Annotated in this window: 20 protein-coding genes; 16 read left to right on the plus strand and 4 right to left on the minus strand. The window is 47.5% G+C overall.

Going from position 1 to position 18,697, the window contains the following annotated elements; genetic code table 11:
• Positions 1-22 precede the first annotated feature (22 nt).
• Both FXO21_RS24210 and FXO21_RS24215 read left to right on the plus strand, forming a co-directional pair.
• Positions 23-727 (plus strand): hypothetical protein, encoded by a 705-nt coding sequence (locus FXO21_RS24210; RefSeq protein ID WP_149642495.1) that lies wholly within the window; start codon positions 23-25, stop codon positions 725-727.
• A 126-nt stretch (positions 728-853) separates the two neighbouring features.
• Positions 854-1,624, plus strand: a complete 771-nt coding sequence (locus FXO21_RS24215; RefSeq protein ID WP_149642496.1) for a hypothetical protein — start codon at positions 854-856, stop codon at positions 1,622-1,624.
• Between the two features lie 156 nt (positions 1,625-1,780).
• On the opposite strand, the gene FXO21_RS24220 is transcribed toward FXO21_RS24215, so the two are convergent.
• From FXO21_RS24220 to FXO21_RS24235, 4 genes are all read right to left on the minus strand, one after another.
• Positions 1,781-2,770, minus strand: a complete 990-nt coding sequence (locus tag FXO21_RS24220) for a bestrophin family protein (RefSeq protein ID WP_149642497.1) — start codon at positions 2,768-2,770, stop codon at positions 1,781-1,783.
• Between the two features lie 120 nt (positions 2,771-2,890).
• Positions 2,891-3,664: a LytR/AlgR family response regulator transcription factor gene (locus tag FXO21_RS24225; RefSeq protein ID WP_149642498.1), complete on the minus strand. Its 774-nt coding sequence runs from the start codon at positions 3,662-3,664 to the stop codon at positions 2,891-2,893.
• Positions 3,661-4,677, minus strand: a complete 1,017-nt coding sequence (locus FXO21_RS24230) for a sensor histidine kinase (RefSeq protein WP_192579315.1) — start codon at positions 4,675-4,677, stop codon at positions 3,661-3,663. Before FXO21_RS24230 ends, FXO21_RS24225 begins: the two co-directional genes overlap by 4 nt.
• 26 nt (positions 4,678-4,703) lie before the next feature.
• Positions 4,704-5,669 carry a GAF domain-containing protein gene (locus tag FXO21_RS24235; protein ID WP_149642500.1) on the minus strand — a complete coding sequence of 322 codons (966 nt, stop codon included), beginning with the start codon at positions 5,667-5,669 and terminating at the stop codon, positions 4,704-4,706.
• Between the two features lie 613 nt (positions 5,670-6,282).
• Between FXO21_RS24235 and FXO21_RS24240 the strand changes: the two genes are divergently transcribed.
• From FXO21_RS24240 to FXO21_RS24305, 14 genes are all read left to right on the plus strand, one after another.
• Positions 6,283-7,110: a type 1 glutamine amidotransferase domain-containing protein gene (locus FXO21_RS24240; RefSeq protein WP_149642501.1), complete on the plus strand. Its 828-nt coding sequence runs from the start codon at positions 6,283-6,285 to the stop codon at positions 7,108-7,110.
• A complete protein-coding gene (locus tag FXO21_RS24245; RefSeq protein WP_149642502.1) occupies positions 7,100-8,809 on the plus strand; it encodes a thiamine pyrophosphate-binding protein in 1,710 nt (569 codons plus the stop codon). The genes FXO21_RS24240 and FXO21_RS24245 overlap by 11 nt, the downstream gene beginning before the upstream one ends.
• Before the next feature lie 25 nt (positions 8,810-8,834).
• Positions 8,835-10,391, plus strand: a complete 1,557-nt coding sequence (locus FXO21_RS24250; RefSeq protein WP_149642503.1) for a GMC family oxidoreductase — start codon at positions 8,835-8,837, stop codon at positions 10,389-10,391.
• 33 nt (positions 10,392-10,424) lie between these two features.
• Positions 10,425-10,850, plus strand: coding sequence for a hypothetical protein (locus FXO21_RS24255; protein WP_192579316.1), 426 nt, complete (start codon positions 10,425-10,427; stop codon positions 10,848-10,850).
• A gap of 32 nt (positions 10,851-10,882) precedes the next feature.
• A complete protein-coding gene (locus FXO21_RS24260) occupies positions 10,883-11,275 on the plus strand; it encodes a nuclear transport factor 2 family protein (RefSeq protein ID WP_149642505.1) in 393 nt (130 codons plus the stop codon).
• Between the two features lie 43 nt (positions 11,276-11,318).
• Complete coding sequence (locus FXO21_RS24265) at positions 11,319-11,651, plus strand: nuclear transport factor 2 family protein (RefSeq protein ID WP_149642506.1); 333 nt, start codon at positions 11,319-11,321, stop codon at positions 11,649-11,651.
• 74 nt (positions 11,652-11,725) lie between these two features.
• Entirely contained in the window at positions 11,726-12,295 is a 570-nt protein-coding gene (locus FXO21_RS24270) for a DJ-1/PfpI family protein (RefSeq protein ID WP_149642507.1), read from the plus strand.
• Between the two features lie 8 nt (positions 12,296-12,303).
• Positions 12,304-12,732 (plus strand): VOC family protein, encoded by a 429-nt coding sequence (locus FXO21_RS24275; protein ID WP_149642508.1) that lies wholly within the window; start codon positions 12,304-12,306, stop codon positions 12,730-12,732.
• Between the two features lie 159 nt (positions 12,733-12,891).
• Entirely contained in the window at positions 12,892-14,715 is a 1,824-nt protein-coding gene (locus tag FXO21_RS24280; protein WP_225865843.1) for an AGE family epimerase/isomerase, read from the plus strand.
• A gap of 244 nt (positions 14,716-14,959) precedes the next feature.
• Positions 14,960-15,298: an STAS domain-containing protein gene (locus FXO21_RS24285; protein WP_149642510.1), complete on the plus strand. Its 339-nt coding sequence runs from the start codon at positions 14,960-14,962 to the stop codon at positions 15,296-15,298.
• Positions 15,299-15,300: 2 nt separating this feature from the next.
• Positions 15,301-17,421 (plus strand): glycogen debranching protein GlgX, encoded by a 2,121-nt coding sequence (glgX, locus tag FXO21_RS24290; protein WP_149642511.1) that lies wholly within the window; start codon positions 15,301-15,303, stop codon positions 17,419-17,421.
• Between the two features lie 38 nt (positions 17,422-17,459).
• Positions 17,460-17,951 (plus strand): hypothetical protein, encoded by a 492-nt coding sequence (locus FXO21_RS24295; protein ID WP_149642512.1) that lies wholly within the window; start codon positions 17,460-17,462, stop codon positions 17,949-17,951.
• The gene (locus FXO21_RS24300; RefSeq protein WP_149642513.1) at positions 17,936-18,256 is read left to right on the plus strand and encodes an anti-sigma factor antagonist; all 321 of its coding nucleotides are present in this window, start codon (positions 17,936-17,938) and stop codon (positions 18,254-18,256) included. The genes FXO21_RS24295 and FXO21_RS24300 overlap by 16 nt, the downstream gene beginning before the upstream one ends.
• Before the next feature lie 11 nt (positions 18,257-18,267).
• Complete coding sequence (locus FXO21_RS24305; RefSeq protein ID WP_149642514.1) at positions 18,268-18,693, plus strand: ATP-binding protein; 426 nt, start codon at positions 18,268-18,270, stop codon at positions 18,691-18,693.
• Positions 18,694-18,697 lie beyond the last annotated feature (4 nt).

The raw sequence follows: 18,697 nt of genomic DNA on the forward strand, positions 1-18,697 counted from the left end.
ACAATTTTTTGGCAACAGGCTCATGAAAACATTTCTGTTTTGTTTGCTGATAGCATTGCTTTCAACGGTTTCGATTGCTCAGAAAAGCGACGACATCTACCAGGTAAGTTCGTCCCGGAATGTCAATGAGGTAATTCCCTTCGAAGGCAGGTTTCAATATCCTGCATTTACCGATGGCCAGGTGCATTTTCGGAACGGACGGACATCGAAGGCGAAAATGAATTATAGCCTTCTGCACGGTGAAGTCATGTTCATTGACCGACTCAGGGATACACTCCTGCTCGCCGATAACGATTTCATCGACCGTGTATACGTTGGTCAAAACCTCTACTATTACTACCCGGGCCACGGGCATATACTTATTTCAGGCGATTACGGCCTTGTGAAGTTGGGCAAAAAGGAATTCCTGGTTCAAATGGGACATGAAAAATATGCTTCCTACGGCCAGTATTCGAGTACTTCTGCCATTTCCAGCTATTCTTCATTTATGAACAACAAAGGGGAGTTCAGGTACCTGCAACCCAATGAAAAGGTCACGATGAAAAGGAGGGAGGTTTACTTTCTGGTAGACAAAAACGCCCGGTTTTACGTCGCAAACCGCAGCAACCTTCTGAAGATTTTTCCGACTCGAAAAAGCGAGATCGACCGGTTTCTGAAAGAAAATGATATTAATCTTGAAATGCAGCCTGACCTCGAAAAGACCCTGACATTTTGCAACGGGATGTGACCGCTTAACAGAGGAGCCGTTTAATAATTGAACGGAAGCCTTAGAATAGTCCGGAAGGTGAAGTCGGACTTGTAAAATATGCTAGCCATTTATACTTGCAACATTATCAATTAAATGGCTAATGTTATGAGACGGATTTCTCTTCAATTTGCAGCATTATTGTCGATGCTGTTTCTATTCAGTTTTTCATGTGAGGACCACGTGGTTCCTGAAACACCGGAAATATTGCCGGTTGTGTCCACCCGTCCCATGCAGGTTTCCGGAACAGGAAAGCTGCACTTCAAAATGGCTTTTGAGAATCTGGGAAATGTTCAGATAGCGTCCTACGGCATTGTTTATTCAGTAGGATTCTTTGATCTGAATATAAATTCTACTAAGATTCCCACGATTAATTTTATCAAACAAGATTTTTTAGGAGACCCGGGTTTGGGGGAGCTTAGTCACTCGGAAGCGGCTGCGCCCGAGGGTTTCTATGCGATATATTACCGTGCTTTTGCGATGCTTGGCAGCGGGGAAGTAGTTTATGGAAATACAATGGAGTTTAATCCCGACCTGGGCGGGCGGGCAGTACTGGAAGTGTTTGGAACTCCTAATATCAACATGCCCTACAACACGGGTTATGTTTTTAAAAATTTGGGGAATAAGAATATTGTAGAGTATGGGTTGGTTTATTCATATAACACAGCCGTTACCCAGGCCATTAATCCGATGCCAACCGTTGCTGATCATAAAAGGGCTACTAACGCTCAAACATCGCCTCCTGTCAAAGATTTGATTCGTGGAGTAAATCTTCAGATTGCCGAAAGTGCCATAAACGAATTGTATGTAAGGTCTTATGTAATCTACGCGGACCAAACTGTGGATTATGGCAAGTTCACTGCGCACATTAAAAAATAACACATAACAAACCTAATCTAAATGAATGCAAGGAAGTCATTTCGGGAAACTGAAATGACTTTTTTCTTTTACGATTGCCGGCTCAAGCACGCAGGTCCCTAATGCCTTTGATATCATTGTACTCAACTTTTCCGCAAAGTATTCATGTACTTTTCTTTACATCAAAATGTTATTGACAGCGGTAACAGGCGCAGGAATATCGGTTTCTCTTAGCATTTCGCGCAGGTCTATTTCGATAGTGCGGCAAATCGAGGTCATGGGAACATCGTTGATTGCGTTTTCGAAGGGGTTTTCGCTGGTATCACCCACAATTTCCATCGTATGGAAAACCCACGCGATTACAATATAGCTGGGCACCGCCAGCCAGATATAAGGATTTCCCAGCTTGGCGAATTCATTGATCAAACCAAACGGAAGGGCGGTGATGAAAAGCCACACAAATACTTTGCTGAAATAAGCATACTGACGAGGAAACGGGAAATTTTTGATCCTTTCAGCAGCGCCCTGCTGGTTATAGAATTCCTGCACCAAATTCATCATGTGGAAGTAAAACAGTTCTTTAATCCTCCCCGCCCTGAATTCTTCGTCCAGGTCATTCGCCTGTGCACGCATAATATGCGTTGCAGGATTTTTGCGCTGCCCATAATAGGCGGCTTCTTCCTCCGGCAAAAAACGCCTGAGCATATCAGGCAGGGACTGGTCTGCAGTGATGTGCTGTTTCTCCACGACCTGATGCTCCACCGTATTAAGGTCATTCCAGACACTTTTTGAGCGAAGCTGAATACGGACGGCATTAACATACGCAATATGGCGGTGGATTAACCGTGCTTTTACAGAGCCTTCGCCCGTGTCGTCCGACTGGATATAGGTGCAGGTCAATGCTCCCCAGGTGCGGCTTGCATTGACGATCGATCCCCAGATCCGCCGGCCTTCCCACAATCTTTCGTAAGACGAATTGTTTTTAAAACCGACATAAAATGCAACGGCTGTGCCGATCAGCCCTATTGGTACGAATGAAAAACCAAGCGTAACGCCCGACCAGGCACTGATCCCGCACAGAGCAGCGGAGTAACAGAAAAAGAACAACAAGGTTTTCCAGGCAAAGGACAGAACGATCCCCGGCTTTATTTCACGTGCGGTGTACATGGGTCTATATTTGAAAGAAATGGAAGTGTAATCTTTCAAATAATGCGGCACCTTTCGCTATTTTTTGCCGTGAAGCAGAAAATAATGCGGATTAAACTGAAAAATCCGGCTGCTATTCGGTCAAGAAAGTTCTTCGAACCACTTTTTAAAAACCGGAACCCTTTCCTTACTGATCAGGATCTGGTTGGACGATGACGGTGAAGTGCGGATAAGCAGCCTGCCGTTGAAATACAGTTCAATTTCGGTAATGCACTGGCGCGAAATAATAAACTGGCGGTTTGCCCGGAAGAAATTGGAATTGTCAAGTTGGTTTTCGAGCTCCTCGAGAGATTTGTCAATTACAAAATTCCGGTCGTCGTGAAGGGTCGCAACCACCAGGCCGTTCCTTATTGTAAGCCATGCGAAATCCGCGTCCCTGAGGGGGATCAGCTTGTCGCGATATGGGACCAGGAAGCTCCTTCGCGGGTTTCTCCGGTTTAATATTTGCGAATACATAAGCTCTTCAAGGTACTTCACCTTACTGATCGCGTTTTCTTCATTGAGCTGGTAATATTTGTCCAGACTGAATTTGAGCGCTTCCTGCCGGATCGGCTTCAACAGATAATCTATGGAGTTCAGCTTGAATGCACGCAAGGCGTATTCGTCGTGAGCGGTCGTGAAAATAACCGGGCAGCCGATCGAAATTTGTTCAAAGATTTGGAAACAGGTACCGTCGCCCAGCTGCACGTCGAGAAAAATCAGGTCAGGGGCCGGGTAATTTTCAAGCCAGGCCACAGCCGTTTCCACACTTTCTATAATGTCCAGAATTTCGGTTTTCTGGTCGATCTTCTGAATGAGCTGCGTCAGATATTGCCCTGCCGGCTGTTCGTCTTCTACGATCAGTATTCTTGTCATGGAGCTTCAATCAAGGGTACTTTTACAGTAAATTGTTGTTCATCTTCCGTCATGGAAGGCTTTTGGCCGGTTTGGATCTTATACCGTTTATCGAGGTTTTGCAACCCGATACCCGTTCCGCCCGAGTTGACTTTTTTATTGAGTGTGTTCATGACGATTACCTGCTTTTCCTGCTCGTTGAGCCTTAGCTCGATAAACAGTACCTGTGAAGAGGTAATCACATTGTGCTTGATCGCATTTTCTATCAGGATCTGTAATGAAAGCGGAATCACGTACCATTGTTTGGTGGTTTCCGTACCGACAAATTCGAAGGCCATTTTCTCTCCAAAACGCGCCTTATGAAGGTCCAGATAAGCTTTGGCAGCCGCCAGCTCATCACTTAAAAGTATCAGGCTCTGGTTTTGTACTTTCAGATTGTACCGTAAAATGTCAGAGAGATCGAGTACGATGCGCTGCGCCAGGTCCGGATTCGTCGATATGGAGATATTCAGAATGTTAAGTGCATTGAAAAGGAAATGCGGATTGAGTTGATTACGAAGGGCTTCCAACTGCGCTTTGAGCTGTTCCCGCTTCAATTGTTCGTTTTCCAGGCCGATCCTGTGATTCTCCTGCGTGGTCAGTAAAAAATTCCGGAAAGCTAGAATGGCAAGCAGCAAAAGGATATGGTAGAGGTAATACACCACCCGGAAAATCAGAATATCCGAATTATTGCCGGAAAGGGCGATTTTAAGTTGGAATAAAATTTCATTAATAGTCAGGAACAGGAACACCAGAATTAACAGTTGCACCCAGGGACTTTGTCGGTTAAACCAGCTCGGCTTCTGGTAGGTGTAATGCAGACAGATATAAACGAATATCCAGGCAAACTCAAAACTGATGATGAACTGAATACAGATATCGAGCAGGCCAGCCCAGATACTGGACTGGTCAGACAGGTTCGGCCAGATGAAGATCAATCTGGGAATGGTAGCAAACAGGCTTAAAATGAAACAGAGACGCCAACCTAATGACATCCCGTTCCTGTAATTCAAATCCTGGTTCATACCGGACTGGCGAAGAGTTCAGTTTCTATCCGGGATGGTTTGGAAGTGAGGAAATAATGCTGGGGAATAAGTTTCGCGACGGCCGCAATAAGTTCTTTTTCAGCTTCTGTCCACGCTCTTATATTCAGGTTATCTTCAACGGCGATATAGCCCAGCCATTTGCTGCCTTTGCCAATCGGGACAGCCATTAATGACTGGATGCCGTGCCGGCTGAGCCACTGGTGGTCGTTGACAGGGAAATGATCAAGCCGCTCGAAAACGGTCTGACCTTTTTCAAACAACTTGGTCCAGCGATCGAAAAATGGTATTTCAAGCGGATTTTCGGTAAAGAGTACCTTTGCGGGCACACCGGCAGCGGATACCTCAACCGTCTGGCGGATCGCGAAGGTTTTGTCAGGTGAATGCAGGGCTGCACATAAGTAAATCCTGCTCACGCTCATCACTTCCAGCAGCATTTCAAATGCTTCGGCCGTCAGAGCGTCCGCATCTTTCTGCTGGTTTCCTCCTGAAAGCAACTCTATGCAGCGGTTAAGTGATTTTTTATAAAGGGTATCGTGATTTTTGATATGGTCGTCGAGGTCCTGACGTGCATTGCTTTGCCATTTCTCAATCGTATTCTCCAATGCAGGGATCCAGTCGAGTTTGTTGTAACAGTTGATATAGTAATTACTGTCTTTGATGGCCAGAACTTTCTCGGATGTAACAGGGCATTGTCCTTCCGACATAACCATACAGGGAAGCTGACTGCCCAGCACAGTAGCGAGATCGTTGATCGCCCCGTCGGGAAGGGCATGGTTTGAAATCAGCAGGTCATACTTCGATTCCCGGAATGCCTTAATTGCAGCTTGTTTGGAATTTACCTGCTTGATGTGAAAGTTGTAGCCCTCGTAACGCAGGGAATCTTCCAAAAGATTGAGCCATTCTTCTTTCATGGCTACGATGAGAAGCTTCAAAGGTTTCATTTGAATGGAGGTTTAAGGTGTAAAGGGTACAGTACCGAAATTATATGTTATATGTGTTGAGTCTTGTATGCGGAAACAGCAGGTATGCAGGTTGGCTGTTTTTTTAAACTGCCGTCAAAAAGTGTATTTAGCAGGCGCTGTTGCAATAATACTGATAATCGTAGAAATAATACTAGGGAAAAAAATGAAATAAGACAAAAAAATGAAAATACACTTTACAGGAATATTATACGGTCAGTCTACATTCGCGATATTTGGCATATAGGCCTGTTTTACAAGTGTTTATTGCTTCAAAAGTGATTTTGGCCTTATTAATGAAAGCTTCACAGGCCAATCTTAAAATTTCATCGTACAATTCCGCAGCTTCGCCGAAACATCGTCGGTTTGAGGTCTGGAATCAACCGGTTCACCTCAATTTTTTTCAGTTTCAATCATTATTTGAAACCCTGCCGCCCGTCTTGTGGAGATATTTATGAAACCAAAGGCAAAAATCAAGTGCGCAGCCGACGGCACTGTCTGTCCTGACGATACTAAACATAAATATAACTCAACGTTATTTTTTGAACACTTCCTTCATTTTCTCAACCGTTTCTCACATTCAATCTCAGTCGTTATGTCAAAAAAAATACTGGCCGTTCTTTCCGAATACGGATACTGGGGCATTGAGCTCGTTGGGCCGCTCGAAAAATTGGAAGAAGCCGGCTATACAGTGGAATTCATTACGCCAAACGGCAAAAAAGCCGAAGCTTTACCTCCCAGTTATGATACTACCTATGTAGATCCTCCTCTCGGTGTTTGTGTGACTACCCCGCTTGCCGCGGAAAAAGTGAAAGCATTTGAAGCGACGAACAGGCTTGAAACCAGGTTGAACCTGTCGGAACTGATCCCTCAGCGGCCCTACTTTTCGACACCCGACTTCCTTCGTGCGTTTGAAAAGTACTACAGCGATCTCAAAATCGCCCAGCAGAAAGTAACCGAGGAATATGCAGCGGTTTTGCTTGTAGGCGGCAGCGGGCCGATTATTGATATGGTTAACAACCAGCGTGTCCACGACCTTATCCTTGCATTCTACAACAAAAATATGCCTGTCGCAGGTATCTGCTATGGGGTGGCGCCACTTGTTTTCGCACGTGATTTCAACGAGCGAAATTCGATTATCAAAGGAAAACACGTAACAGGCCACTGTATCGAATACGATTACCACGATGGTACCGGCTTCCTGCATACCGATCTGAATATGGGCCCTCCTCCATATGTGTTGGAATATATCCTTGCTGATGCGGTAGGTCCCGAAGGGCAATATCACGGCAACTTTGGAAAAGAAACTTCAGTCATTGTTGATTATCCGTTCATTACTGCGCGTTCGCTTCAATGTTCATTCGAATTCGGAGAGCAGTTTGTGAATGTATTGGACAAAGGCCTCACGCGTTATGGCTGGTAAAACAGGAAATCAGAAGATCGTAGAACAGTTCCTCGCCGACGGCATGGACTTTATGTTCGGGAACCCCGGTACGGTGGAGCAGGGCTTCCTCGATGCGCTGGCAGAATACCCCGACATGAAATACATACTGACCCTGCAGGAGACGATCGCCGTGATGATGGGCGATGGTTATGCGAGGGCCACACAAAAACCGACACTGGTACAATTGCACAGCTCGCCCGGAATCGGGAATGCAGTGGGCGCAGTGTACCAGGCCAAACGCGGCCACGCGCCATTGGTGATAATCGGGTCCGACGCTGGCGTGCAATACATGAATATGGATGCGCAAATGGCAAATGACCTGGTGGCTATGATGGCACCGGTTACCAAGTACGCAACCATGGCAACCTCCTCGAAATCACTGCTGCGGACTTTGCGTCGTGCCATCAAAATAGCAACTACCGCACCGATGGGGCCCGTTTATGTTTGCTTGCCGATGGATGTGCTGGACGAAATCAACGACGAACCTGTATTTCCAAGCTGCATACCTTCTACAAGGGTAATCCCATCTGCTGATTTAGTAAGGCAGTCGGCAGAGATGCTGCTGAATGCGGAAAAGCCGGTGATTTTCGTGGGCGACGGAGTAGCTTATTCTGATGCAATACCGGAACTGACGAAAGTGGCAGAGCTGCTTGGTGCAGAAGTGTACGGAGTGGAATTCGGAGATGTTGTGATGGACAACGCGCACCCGCTTTACCAGGGTACTACGGGTCATATGTTCGGTTCGTACAGCCACCCGATCACAACAAAAGGCGATGTTAACCTGATTGTTGGCACTTATATGGTGCCGGAGGTTTTTCCTGAACTCGGTGACATTTATGCCCCCGGGGCGAAGGTGATCCATTATGACCTGAACGCCTACGAAATTGCCAAGAACCACCGCGTCGACCTGGGCGTGGTTTGCGATCCGAAGCTATCCCTGACCGAATTGGCGGAAGTCATCGAGGCGATGATATCTCCGGAACAAATGGCGGAGGTGATCCAACGTATAGAGGATATCGGTAAGAAGAAAAATGAACGGGTCCGACTGGAAAAAGAAGCGGACGAAAGGCGCACTGGTAAAGAGCCGCTGAATATGGCGCAGTTCTCCAGAGTGCTGGCAGAAAAGCTTGATCCGGAAGAAACGATCATTTTTGACGAAGCATTAACCAGCTCTCCGGCGGTGAGCAGGTATATTCCTCCAAGAAAAGCCGGACAATACTTCACAACCCGTGGCGGATCACTGGGCGTGGGGTTTCCGGGAGCGATTGGCGCCAAGCTTGCCAATCCGGAAAAGACTGTGATCGGTTTCTCAGGAGACGGGGGCAGCATGTATACGATACAGACGCTTTGGTCGGCTGTGCGGCATAATGCGGGGGCTAAATTCGTAGTTTGCAATAATGGTTCTTACAAATTGTTGCAGCTCAATATCGATCAGTACTGGAAGGAACGTGAGATTGAAAAGCACAATTTTCCGCTTCCCTTTGACCTTTCCTATCCCGCAATCCGCTTTGACATCATGGCGCAGTCGATGGGGGTGGAGGCGGTAAGGGTGGAGAAAGAGGCAGATATTTTACCGGCGATCGAAAGAATGCTGGCCGATGACAAGCCATTCCTGATCGATCTGGTGCTCGAAGGCGATCACCATTCTGAATGGATTAAGTTGAATTGTTCCCAGTAGCAAATACCAACCTCGACCGTTGAAAATGCTGAATAATCAAATTTACGACTATATCATCGTCGGAGCCGGGGCTGCAGGAAGCGTACTGGCCAACCGGCTGAGTGCCGATCTAATGAACCGTGTTCTTTTGATTGAAGCGGGTGGTAAAGATGACGATCCGGCTATCAAAGATCCGGGTGGGTTCGTCAGCCTCTGGGGGTCCGCACTGGACTGGGAGCTGAAAACAATGCCTCAGGAAGGATTAAACGGGCGAACAATCACCCTCAACCAGGGCAAAGTACTGGGAGGAAGTACCTCATTGAATGCAATGATGTACGTGCGCGGGAACCCACGTAATTTCGATCAATGGGCTGAAATGGGTGCCGAAGGATGGGCTTATGAAGATGTATTGGCCTATTTTAAAAAATCTGAAAACTTTGAAAACGGCCCTTCTCATTATCATGCTACAAACGGGGAACTCACGATCCGCGACTGTCCGGATGAAATCATGCGCTCGGACCATTTTCTCGAAGGTGCCATGCAACTTGGCTATGAAGGCCCTGATTGGGATTACAATGGCGAACGCCAGGAGAATGGCGCCGGGTTACTTCAGTTTCATATCGATAAGGATAACCATCGCGACAGTGGCGCTTCCGCTTTCTTAAAACCGATTGAATCCAGGAGTAATCTGACAATCCTTACCAATGCCCGCGTAACCAAGGTGCTGATCCAGGACCAAAAAGCGTTTGGAGTGCAATTCGAATCGGACCATATGCAGTGGCACGCTTTGTCCAAAAAGGAAGTAATTATTAGTGCCGGAGCGCTGGCTTCGCCGAAAATATTGCTGCTGTCGGGCATTGGCCGGGCGTCCGATTTAGAAGCGCTTCATATTCCCGTAGTGGCAGATTTGCCGGGAGTAGGTAAAAATTTGCAGGATCATTTGCAGCTGCCTATGATTTTCCGATCGAAAATCCCAATGCCGAATACCACTTTGCTGACCGGTAATACATTGTTTATCAGTACAAAAGGTGAGGCGCAAATGGTTGATTTACAGATAAATTTTACACCGAGCATGCCCCGGCCGCTCGCACCGATGTTGCCGGATATGGGCGGCCCGATCTGCATTTTTCTGCCGATACTAGTGCAGGCGGAAAGCAGGGGAGAAGTGACATTACGATCGGGGAATCCGATGGATGCGCCTCTGGTTAATCCCAACTATCTGACTGAGGCGGCTGACGTTGAAGTACTCGTAAAGGCAATCGAAATCGTGAGATCACTGGCGGATACACCCAAATTCCTTGAATTGAACGGGGGAGAAATGGTGCCGGGACAGGGTGCAGACCTGGAACAATATATCCGAAACCAATGCTCCACACTGTGGCACCCGGCAGGAACATGTAAAATGGGCAGGGACGAAATGTCGGTCGTAGATCCTGAGCTGAAAGTGCATGGAATTACTGGTCTCCGGGTAGCCGACGCCTCCATCATGCCGACTATTACGAGCGGAAATACGGTAGCTGCCTGTTTTATGATCGGCGAGAAAGCGGCGGATATGATATTGAAATCAGCCCATAAGACAAACGGCCAGGTAATGTCCAACTAAATTTTTAATTCCATTAACCTCAACATAAAGAGCATGTTAACACAAGAATCAATAAAAGAACTGGCCATCGATTGGTATAAAAAACTGGACGTTCACGTGCCGATGGTAGAAGTACTGCCACTTTTGGCCGATGCTGAGTTGGAAATGGTGTTTCCCGAGGTGACCATATATGGTTATGCCGGCTTCGAAGGCTGGTTCCAACGCGTGATCCGCATCTTTTTTGACGAAGTACATACTGTGAAATTGGTTGAGCCGGAGATCAATGGCGACAGGGCGACCGTGAAAGTGGTGGTACAATGGGAAGCAAGCGTATGGAATGCACCGGAACCATTCAGCAAGCGCATTAAATGTGATGCTTTCCAGACATGGGAGGTAAAATTGAATGATGCCGGCAAAGTTGTCATCACCAAATATGTAGTAGACGGGCTGGAATACCACGAAGGTTCAGCGACGCTTTAACTGATTTTTATACACCTTATCCTTCTAATCCTATGAAAAACGTACCTGATACCAGACTGGGTAAAATGTACAAAGAACATATTCAGCATATCCTGGATAAAAATATCAATGCGCTTTTAGATCAATACACGGACGATGCTACATTGATCAGCAGCTTCTCGAAATCACCGGTAGTGTATAAAGGCCGCGACCAGGTGAATGAGCATATGCAGGGCATTCTGGGGATCGACGGGTTGGAAACGGAGATCGTTTTCTGGGCTGAAACAGAAAATCCTGAAACATTAATGATTACCGAACAGATCACGATGACCGTGGGCGGCGAAAAAAGTGAAATGCGTTTTGCCGACAGCTGGGTGCTTGAAAATGGCAGGATAGCTATCCATTTCGCAGGAATGGTACAACATCCCGATGGCACACTTGCCTGACTTCCGAACTTCACAACCATTACTCTCAACTAAATCTAAAAATATGAAAGCTTTTTATGACGAGCAGGTAGCCCTGCTGGCAGCCAGAAACGCAGATGACCTGGTCGATAAACACTACGCCGACGACGCAGAGATGGTCGTGTTGAGTGGCGAAGAGCCGATTGTTGTCAAAGGCAGCGATGCTTTGAAAAACCTGTTTTCCAGTTATCTGGAATATGTGTATCGCGGTTTTATCTCTACTGAAAAGTTTGCTTCGACCGACGACAGCCTGATGTTCGAAGCGACGATTGATACGGTAAACGGCCCGGTCAGGATATACGATGCGATGGTATTGAAGGACGGAAAGATCGTAAAGCATTACTCAGGAGTGAAGTAGAAATTGCGGATTTCAGGGCGAAAGCTTTCTGTCGCATTCAAAATATCAAGTAAATCCCCTTAACGTGTTTGACCATGAAACTCGCAGGCAAAAAGATCGGAGTTTTGTTCGAGGCCGACTTCTTCGAAAATGAGATCTTCTATTACAAGTTCCGGTTTCCCGAAGAAGGAGCGGAGGTACACTTCCTTTCCAGGCTCTGGGGGCAGGAAAAGCTGACTTTCCATGGTCATGAATATCGGGCGCCCATGGATTGCTGGGAGACCTTCGAGAACATGACCGACGAGGAGCTGAAAAGCTACGATGCGATCATCGTTCCTTCGGGAATGGTGTCGGATAGACTCCGCTATACCGAGGATGTCGAAAAAATACCGCCTGCTACCGAGTTTTTGAAGCGCGTTTTTGCAGAACCGTCCATCGTGAAAGGGATTATCTGCCACGGACTGTGGCTGGTAGCCCCAGCTACTGAGCTGGTCAGGGGCAGAAAACTGGTTTGTCATAACAACCTGATCGGTGATGCGAAGGCTTACGGAGCTATCTATACCAACGAGGATGTGGTAGTAGACGGTGACCTGATCACGGGAAGGTCTGGCGGTCATGCGCATTTATTCGCCAGGAAGATCATAGAAACGCTCTCTGAAAATTAACTATCAGTATGGATACCTCATTTTTTCACCTCGCACTAACGGTAAAAGACCTCGCTAAATTCGAGGCTTTCTACGCCAGGCATTTCGGTTTTTATCGCGCCAGAACGATCAGCCTCGGCGACGATGCAGAACTGGTTTTTCTTAAAAACGACAAGAATATCTACCTCGAAATTTTCCCGCCGGAAGAGGACCGGCCTTATGCCATGTCGGAAGCTGACGGGCCGCATTATCCCGGTCTGCGCCACATTGCTTTTTCGGTCGAGGACATCGATGAGAAGGTAAGATTGATGGGAGTGGATGCGGTGATCACACTCGGGCCACTTCATTTCGACGACGTAATTGAAGGATGGAAGACAGTCTGGCTGAAAGATCCGGAAGGTAACATCATAGAGCTCACCCAGGGTTACCGCGACCAGGATATGGCTGCAACGGCGTGAGATTGCCGGTGACCGAGGTTGCCGGTGACAACACCGGCCAAGGCTTTGTCCTTGTTGGTGTTGTCACCAACAAATGCCCGACGCCAATACGCGTGCGCCGGCGACAACACCGGCACTGGCTTAATCAATTTTATCCAAGAACACCTTAACGTTTTGAGCATGAATATAAATTTCACTTTTTCTGATACCATCGCTGGCTATATCACAGGATATAACGCGGAAGAGCGCTGGTTTACCCTGGAAACTTCCGATAAAAGACCTTTCAAACTAAACCTGATCGCTTCCACTTATGCCCGCAGCGTGCAGAATCTGACGGAAGGCTGGCAGGATCCGGGCGATGTGGCGCCGTTCCTGTCTACGAACGGGCAATACGTTTTTGCTTACGGAACCTTTTATCCGAATGCAGGCGAAAATGAAGCCGCATTTGAAGCGCAGCAGTTGATATTCCCGGGCAAGGAACCGAAAGTATATCGCCACGAAGAGCAAAACTGGTGGATCACTCAGATCAGCTCGATCGCTTCCAGCTATCTGAAATGGCAGTTTGACTACCCCAAAGAGGAGATCAACTATAAAAATTATCGTACGATGCTGCATTTGGGAGGCTCCAAAAAAGGAGACTATTTGCAGGAAACGGATACAATTTCCCGGATGGTTTACGGTTTTGCATCGGCCTACCTGTTGACAGGAAAAGACGAATACCTGGAAGGTGCCGAGCTGGGTACCGAATATCTCCGCGACCACATGCGGTTTTTTGATACCGACGATGACCTCGTTTACTGGTATCACGGATTAAAAGTGGAAGGTCAGAAAGAAACGAAACTGCTTACTTCCGAATTTGGCGATGACCTGGATTCATTGCCGATGTATGAACAGATCTACGCTTTGGCGGGCCCAACTCAGACCTACCGCATTACAGGAGACCAGCGTATCCGCGACGATATTGACAAGACGATCGACCTTTTTGAAAAATACTTCAAAGATCCGAATGGCGTAGGTTACTATTCTCATTTACACCCGATTACATTGGATGCGCACGAAGAATCGCTTGCGCATAATAAGGCCCGTAAGAACTGGAATTCGGTGGGTGACCACGCGCCGGCTTACCTGATCAATCTGTACCTGGCGACAGGTGAAAAGGCTCATGCGGACTTTCTGGAATATACTTTTGATACTATTACAAAGTATTTCCCGGATTACGAAAACAGTCCGTTTGTTCAGGAGAAATTCTTTGAAGACTGGAGCAAAGACCAGACCTGGGGCTGGCAGCAAAACCGGGCGGTCGTGGGCCACAACCTGAAAATCGCATGGAACCTGATGCGTCAGCAATCATTGACGCCAAAAGAGGAATACCTTGAATTTGCCAAAAAGATCGCCTCATTAATGCCTGAGGCTGGCTCCGATCAGCAGCGCGGCGGCTGGTATGATGTGGTTGAAAGGGTGAAGAAAACGGGCGGCAAGCACCAGTTCGTTTGGCACGACCGCAAGGCCTGGTGGCAGCAGGAGCAGGCAATTCTGGCTTATCTGATCATGTACGGGGTTTTGGGGGACAAAGAATATGAAAAACAAGCCCGCGAAGCGGCTGCGTTCTATAATGCATTCTTCCTTGACAATGACGATGGCGGCGTTTACTTCAACGTGCTTTCAAATGGAATGCCTTACCTGCTGGGTACCGAGCGTTTCAAGGGAAGCCACTCGATGAGCGCCTACCATAGTACTGAATTGTGCTACCTGTCAGCGGTATATATCAACCTCTTGATCACAAAAGAGCCAACCTGGTTCTACTTCAAGCCTTATCCAAATGGTTGGAAAGACAATATCCTGCGCGTTTCTCCTGATATCCTTCCTCCGGGCAGCATTTACATCAGCGAGGTGTTTATCGACGATCAGCCTTACAATGACTTCGACGCAGAGGCACTTACTGTGAAGTTACCAGAAACAGAGGAGCGTATCAGGGTGAAGGTATTGATCAGTCCCAGCAGGTGATTTTGGCTTTTGGCAGTTAGCTATTAGCGGTTAGCTTTTGGCTGTTTTGTGAGGATAATACTATTAGGAGGGCAGTACTGATCTCAGGGAAATAAACTGACCCACTATTACATAAAATCTAAATTCAGTAACCCAAAAATCCAAGACCTAAAAGCTAACAGCCAATAGCTAACAGCTAACAGCTAACAGCTAACAGCTAAAAGCTAACAGCCAAAACCCAACAGCCGCCCAAAAAACAACAACTATGAAAATAAATATAACGGAACAGGAAGATATCACGGTTGTCCAGGTGGCCGGGGATATCGACAGCAAGACGGCGCCGGAATTCGAAAGGAACGCAAGGGCTGCGACTGCGCAAAGCAGGCTGATCGCAATAGACCTGACGGAAGTTGGATTTATGTCCAGCGCGGGGTTGCGTGTGCTCCTGATGGTGTACCGGAATATACGCTCGCAGGAAGGTAATGTGATATTGGTCGGCGTTTCGGAAGATATTCAGGATGTTATGTCAACCACCGGGTTCATCAACTTTTTCAGCATTGTTGATTCGGCGGACGAAGCAATCGTTATTCTTAAACAGGCTTAGCGATGGCGACAGATATCAGGATCGACTATTACCCGACCCACGAGCAGCAGGGTATCAAGTTTCGCCGGGGGCACGTACTGCCTTTTGGGGCTACTATGGTGCCGAACGGGATCAATTTCAGCATCTATTCCAGCGAAGCCATAGATTGTACTTTGGTTTTGTTTGAAAAAGGTGAAGCAGAACCGTTTGCAGAGATCCGCTTTCCGGAAGAGTTCAGGACCGGTAACGTGTATTCCATGACCGTTTTCGACCTCGACTACGAGCGGCTCGAATACGGTTACAGGATGGACGGACCCTTCAAACCGGAGGAAGGACACCGATTTGACAAAAATGTAATTCTCAGCGATCCTTACGCAAAAGCAATAGCGGGTCGCGATAGCTGGCTGGCGAAGCCGAATTGGGACAACATTTATCCCTATCGTTCCAGACTCGTTTTCGAGGATTTCGACTGGGAAAATGATCACCCGCTCGAAACACCGATCGAAGACCTGGTCATCTACGAAATGCATGTACGCGGATTCACGCAGCATCCTTCTTCGAATGTCAAAAATCCAGGTACGTTCGCGGCGATACGCAGTAAGATTGCCTACCTCAAAGAGCTGGGTATCAATTGTGTAGAGCTGATGCCGATCTATGAATTTGACGAATGGGAGAATAGCAAGGAGAATCCCGTAACCGGCGGTTTGATCGTCAATTTCTGGGGTTACAGTACCGTCAATTTCTTCTCGCCGAAAGCAGGTTATGCTGCCACCGGCAAGTTCGGAATGCAGGTTGACGAGCTGAAAACGCTGGTGAAGGAGCTGCACAAAAACGGCATCGAGGTAATGCTCGACGTGGTTTTCAACCATACTGCCGAAGGCGATCACCGGGGGCACACCATTTCGTTCCGCGGAATTGACAACAAAACCTATTACATGCTCACCCCGGAGGGTTATTATTTCAATTTCTCAGGAACCGGGAATACATTGAACTGTAATAATCCGGTGGTCAGGAATATGGTACTGGATTGCCTGCGCTACTGGGCTGCGGATTATCACATCGACGGTTTCCGTTTTGACCTCGCCGCCATTCTCGGCCGCGACCAGAACGGTGCGCCTTTGAGTAACCCGCCTTTGCTGGAATCACTCGCTTACGACCCGATCCTTGCGAAATGCAAGCTCGTAGCGGAAGCCTGGGATGCGGGTGGATTGTACCAGGTAGGTTCTTTCCCCGCCTATGGCCGCTGGGCCGAGTGGAACGGAAAGTACCGCGACGGCGTGCGTAAATTCCTGAAAGGAGACGAAGGGCTGGTCGGTGACATTGCCCAGAGCATTCAGGGCTGGCCCGATCTATACTACTATCGCGGGCCTACTGCAAGTATCAATTTCATTGCTTGTCACGACGGTTTTACCCTTTACGACCTTTTTGCCTATAATGAAAAGCACAACGAAGCGAATGGAGAAAATAACAATGATGGCGGTAATGATAATCATTCATGGAATTGTGGGGTGGAGGGTGAAACGGATGATGCGTTCATTAATCGGCTCAGACACAAGCAAATAAAAAATGCATTATCTATTTTGTTCGTCAGCCAGGGCGTTCCTATGATCCTCTCGGGGGACGAAATGGGGGTGACCAAAAACGGGAACAACAATACCTATTGCCACGATAACGAGCTGAACTGGGTAGACTGGGGCTTGCTGGAAAAGAATGCGGATCTGTTTAATTTCTCGAAACACATCATGCATTTCCGCCGCGCCCACCCGGTACTGCGCAGCCGCACGCATTTCCAGCACCGCGACTATGCAGGAAGCGGGTATCCGGATGTCAGCTTCCACGGCACACAAGCCTGGCAGCCAGACTTTTCCGAATCCAGCCGCTGCCTGGCATTCATGCTCGACGGGGCCCACGCAAAAGGCGGTACCATTATAGACGATACCATTTACGTAGCCCTGAATTCCTACTGGGACGCGCTGTATTACGAATTGCCTGCCTTGCCAAATGGCCGCAGCTGGTATCTGTCAGTAAATACCGACATGCCCGCCGGTGAAGATTTCTTCGAAATCGGAAAAGAGCCAAGGCTGGAAGACCAGAGCCGGTTTTTAGTTGGCGGACGGGCTACGGTGATATTGGTGGGGAAGTAGGCGGGGAGGAAGGAGGAAGGAGGGACGTTAGTTCGGTATTGTTCGGTGTTGTTTCTGCCGTCGCTGGTGACATCACTGGCAACGGCGGAAAACTGCAAAGTGTTGGTGACAACACCAACACAGGCCAAAAGGGAGGAAGGAGGGACGTTAGTTCGGTATTGTTCGGTGTTCTTTGCGCCGTCGCTGGTGACATCACTGGCAACGGCGGAAACTGCAAAATGTTGGTGACAACACCAACACAGGCCAAAAGGGAGGAAGGAGGAAGGAGGGACGTTAGTTCGGTATTGTTCGGTGTTGTTTCTGCCGTCGCTGGTGACATCACTGGCAACGGCGGAAACTGCAAAGTGTTGGTGACAACACCAACACAGGCTAAAAAGTGTTGGACAACACCAACACAGGCCAAAATCAACCCAAACCACCCCAAACAATCTCGAACCACCCCAAACCACCCCGAACAATTTCAAACCACCCAAAATAAAATTAAAAAATTCAGAAAACATCAAACATCAAAATCATGGCATTTCAAATAGAATCAGTTGTAGAAGAGCAGGTTGCGAAATTGACTTTACACGGCGAACTGGATTCGCTTTCGGCAAGGGTATTTCAAACCGAGATTGAAAAAATCGCCAACCAGCCGATCGACTCGTTGGTATTAGACATGGAAGAGCTTAGCTTTATGTCTTCTGCGGGCTTGCGTGTACTTATTTATTCAAAGCAAAAGATTGGCCCGAAACTTTCCATTTATATTGTCAAACCACAAGAGCTGATTGTAGATACCCTGACGAAAACAGGTCTGCAGCACAGTGTTACTATTGTTGATCAATATCCTGTTTAACATCCTACACGATGGAATCGAAAAGTTTTCCCGGCAATGTGGATTCTCTGGATTCGCTGAGGGAATACGTTGGTGAGCTCTCGCAGCAGGCCGGATTAGGTAAAAAGCCGACCTACGCCCTTAAACTGGCTATTGATGAAATAGCTACGAATATCATTTTATACGGATACCAGGAAGCCGGTTTGGAGGCGGATTTTACGGTTTTGAGCGAAATAACCGACCAGGAACTTGTTGTGGTTCTGGAAGATATCGCCGCGCCATTTGATCCGCTTGCCAAAGAACTGCCAAATTCCGACGATTTGACAAAATCACTGGAACATCGCGAAATCGGAGGGCTAGGTATTTACCTGACCGTCAATGGTGTCGACGAATTTTCCTATGAATATGCGGATGGGAAAAACCGAAATAAATTTGTCATGAAAATTGCCTCAACCTGAGTAT

The sequence above is a fragment of the Dyadobacter sp. UC 10 genome, from assembly GCF_008369915.1.
In the GTDB taxonomy this organism is placed as follows: Bacteria; Bacteroidota; Bacteroidia; order Cytophagales; family Spirosomataceae; genus Dyadobacter.

Coding starts and splice junctions, on each gene's coding strand:
- FXO21_RS24250 (WP_149642503.1), top strand. CDS start 8,835: ATGCTGAATAATCAAATTTACGACTATATCATCGTCGGAGCCGGGGCT.
- FXO21_RS24300 (WP_149642513.1), top strand. CDS start 17,936: ATGGCATTTCAAATAGAATCAGTTGTAGAAGAGCAGGTTGCGAAATTG.
- FXO21_RS24240 (WP_149642501.1), top strand. CDS start 6,283: ATGTCAAAAAAAATACTGGCCGTTCTTTCCGAATACGGATACTGGGGC.
- FXO21_RS24275 (WP_149642508.1), top strand. CDS start 12,304: ATGGATACCTCATTTTTTCACCTCGCACTAACGGTAAAAGACCTCGCT.
- FXO21_RS24255 (WP_192579316.1), top strand. CDS start 10,425: ATGTTAACACAAGAATCAATAAAAGAACTGGCCATCGATTGGTATAAA.
- FXO21_RS24270 (WP_149642507.1), top strand. CDS start 11,726: ATGAAACTCGCAGGCAAAAAGATCGGAGTTTTGTTCGAGGCCGACTTC.
- FXO21_RS24220 (WP_149642497.1), bottom strand. CDS start 2,770: ATGTACACCGCACGTGAAATAAAGCCGGGGATCGTTCTGTCCTTTGCC.
- FXO21_RS24210 (WP_149642495.1), top strand. CDS start 23: ATGAAAACATTTCTGTTTTGTTTGCTGATAGCATTGCTTTCAACGGTT.
- FXO21_RS24285 (WP_149642510.1), top strand. CDS start 14,960: ATGAAAATAAATATAACGGAACAGGAAGATATCACGGTTGTCCAGGTG.
- FXO21_RS24230 (WP_192579315.1), bottom strand. CDS start 4,677: ATGTCATTAGGTTGGCGTCTCTGTTTCATTTTAAGCCTGTTTGCTACC.
- FXO21_RS24215 (WP_149642496.1), top strand. CDS start 854: ATGAGACGGATTTCTCTTCAATTTGCAGCATTATTGTCGATGCTGTTT.
- FXO21_RS24235 (WP_149642500.1), bottom strand. CDS start 5,669: ATGAAACCTTTGAAGCTTCTCATCGTAGCCATGAAAGAAGAATGGCTC.
- FXO21_RS24260 (WP_149642505.1), top strand. CDS start 10,883: ATGAAAAACGTACCTGATACCAGACTGGGTAAAATGTACAAAGAACAT.
- FXO21_RS24245 (WP_149642502.1), top strand. CDS start 7,100: ATGGCTGGTAAAACAGGAAATCAGAAGATCGTAGAACAGTTCCTCGCC.
- FXO21_RS24305 (WP_149642514.1), top strand. CDS start 18,268: ATGGAATCGAAAAGTTTTCCCGGCAATGTGGATTCTCTGGATTCGCTG.
- FXO21_RS24265 (WP_149642506.1), top strand. CDS start 11,319: ATGAAAGCTTTTTATGACGAGCAGGTAGCCCTGCTGGCAGCCAGAAAC.
- glgX (WP_149642511.1), top strand. CDS start 15,301: ATGGCGACAGATATCAGGATCGACTATTACCCGACCCACGAGCAGCAG.
- FXO21_RS24280 (WP_225865843.1), top strand. CDS start 12,892: ATGAATATAAATTTCACTTTTTCTGATACCATCGCTGGCTATATCACA.
- FXO21_RS24225 (WP_149642498.1), bottom strand. CDS start 3,664: ATGACAAGAATACTGATCGTAGAAGACGAACAGCCGGCAGGGCAATAT.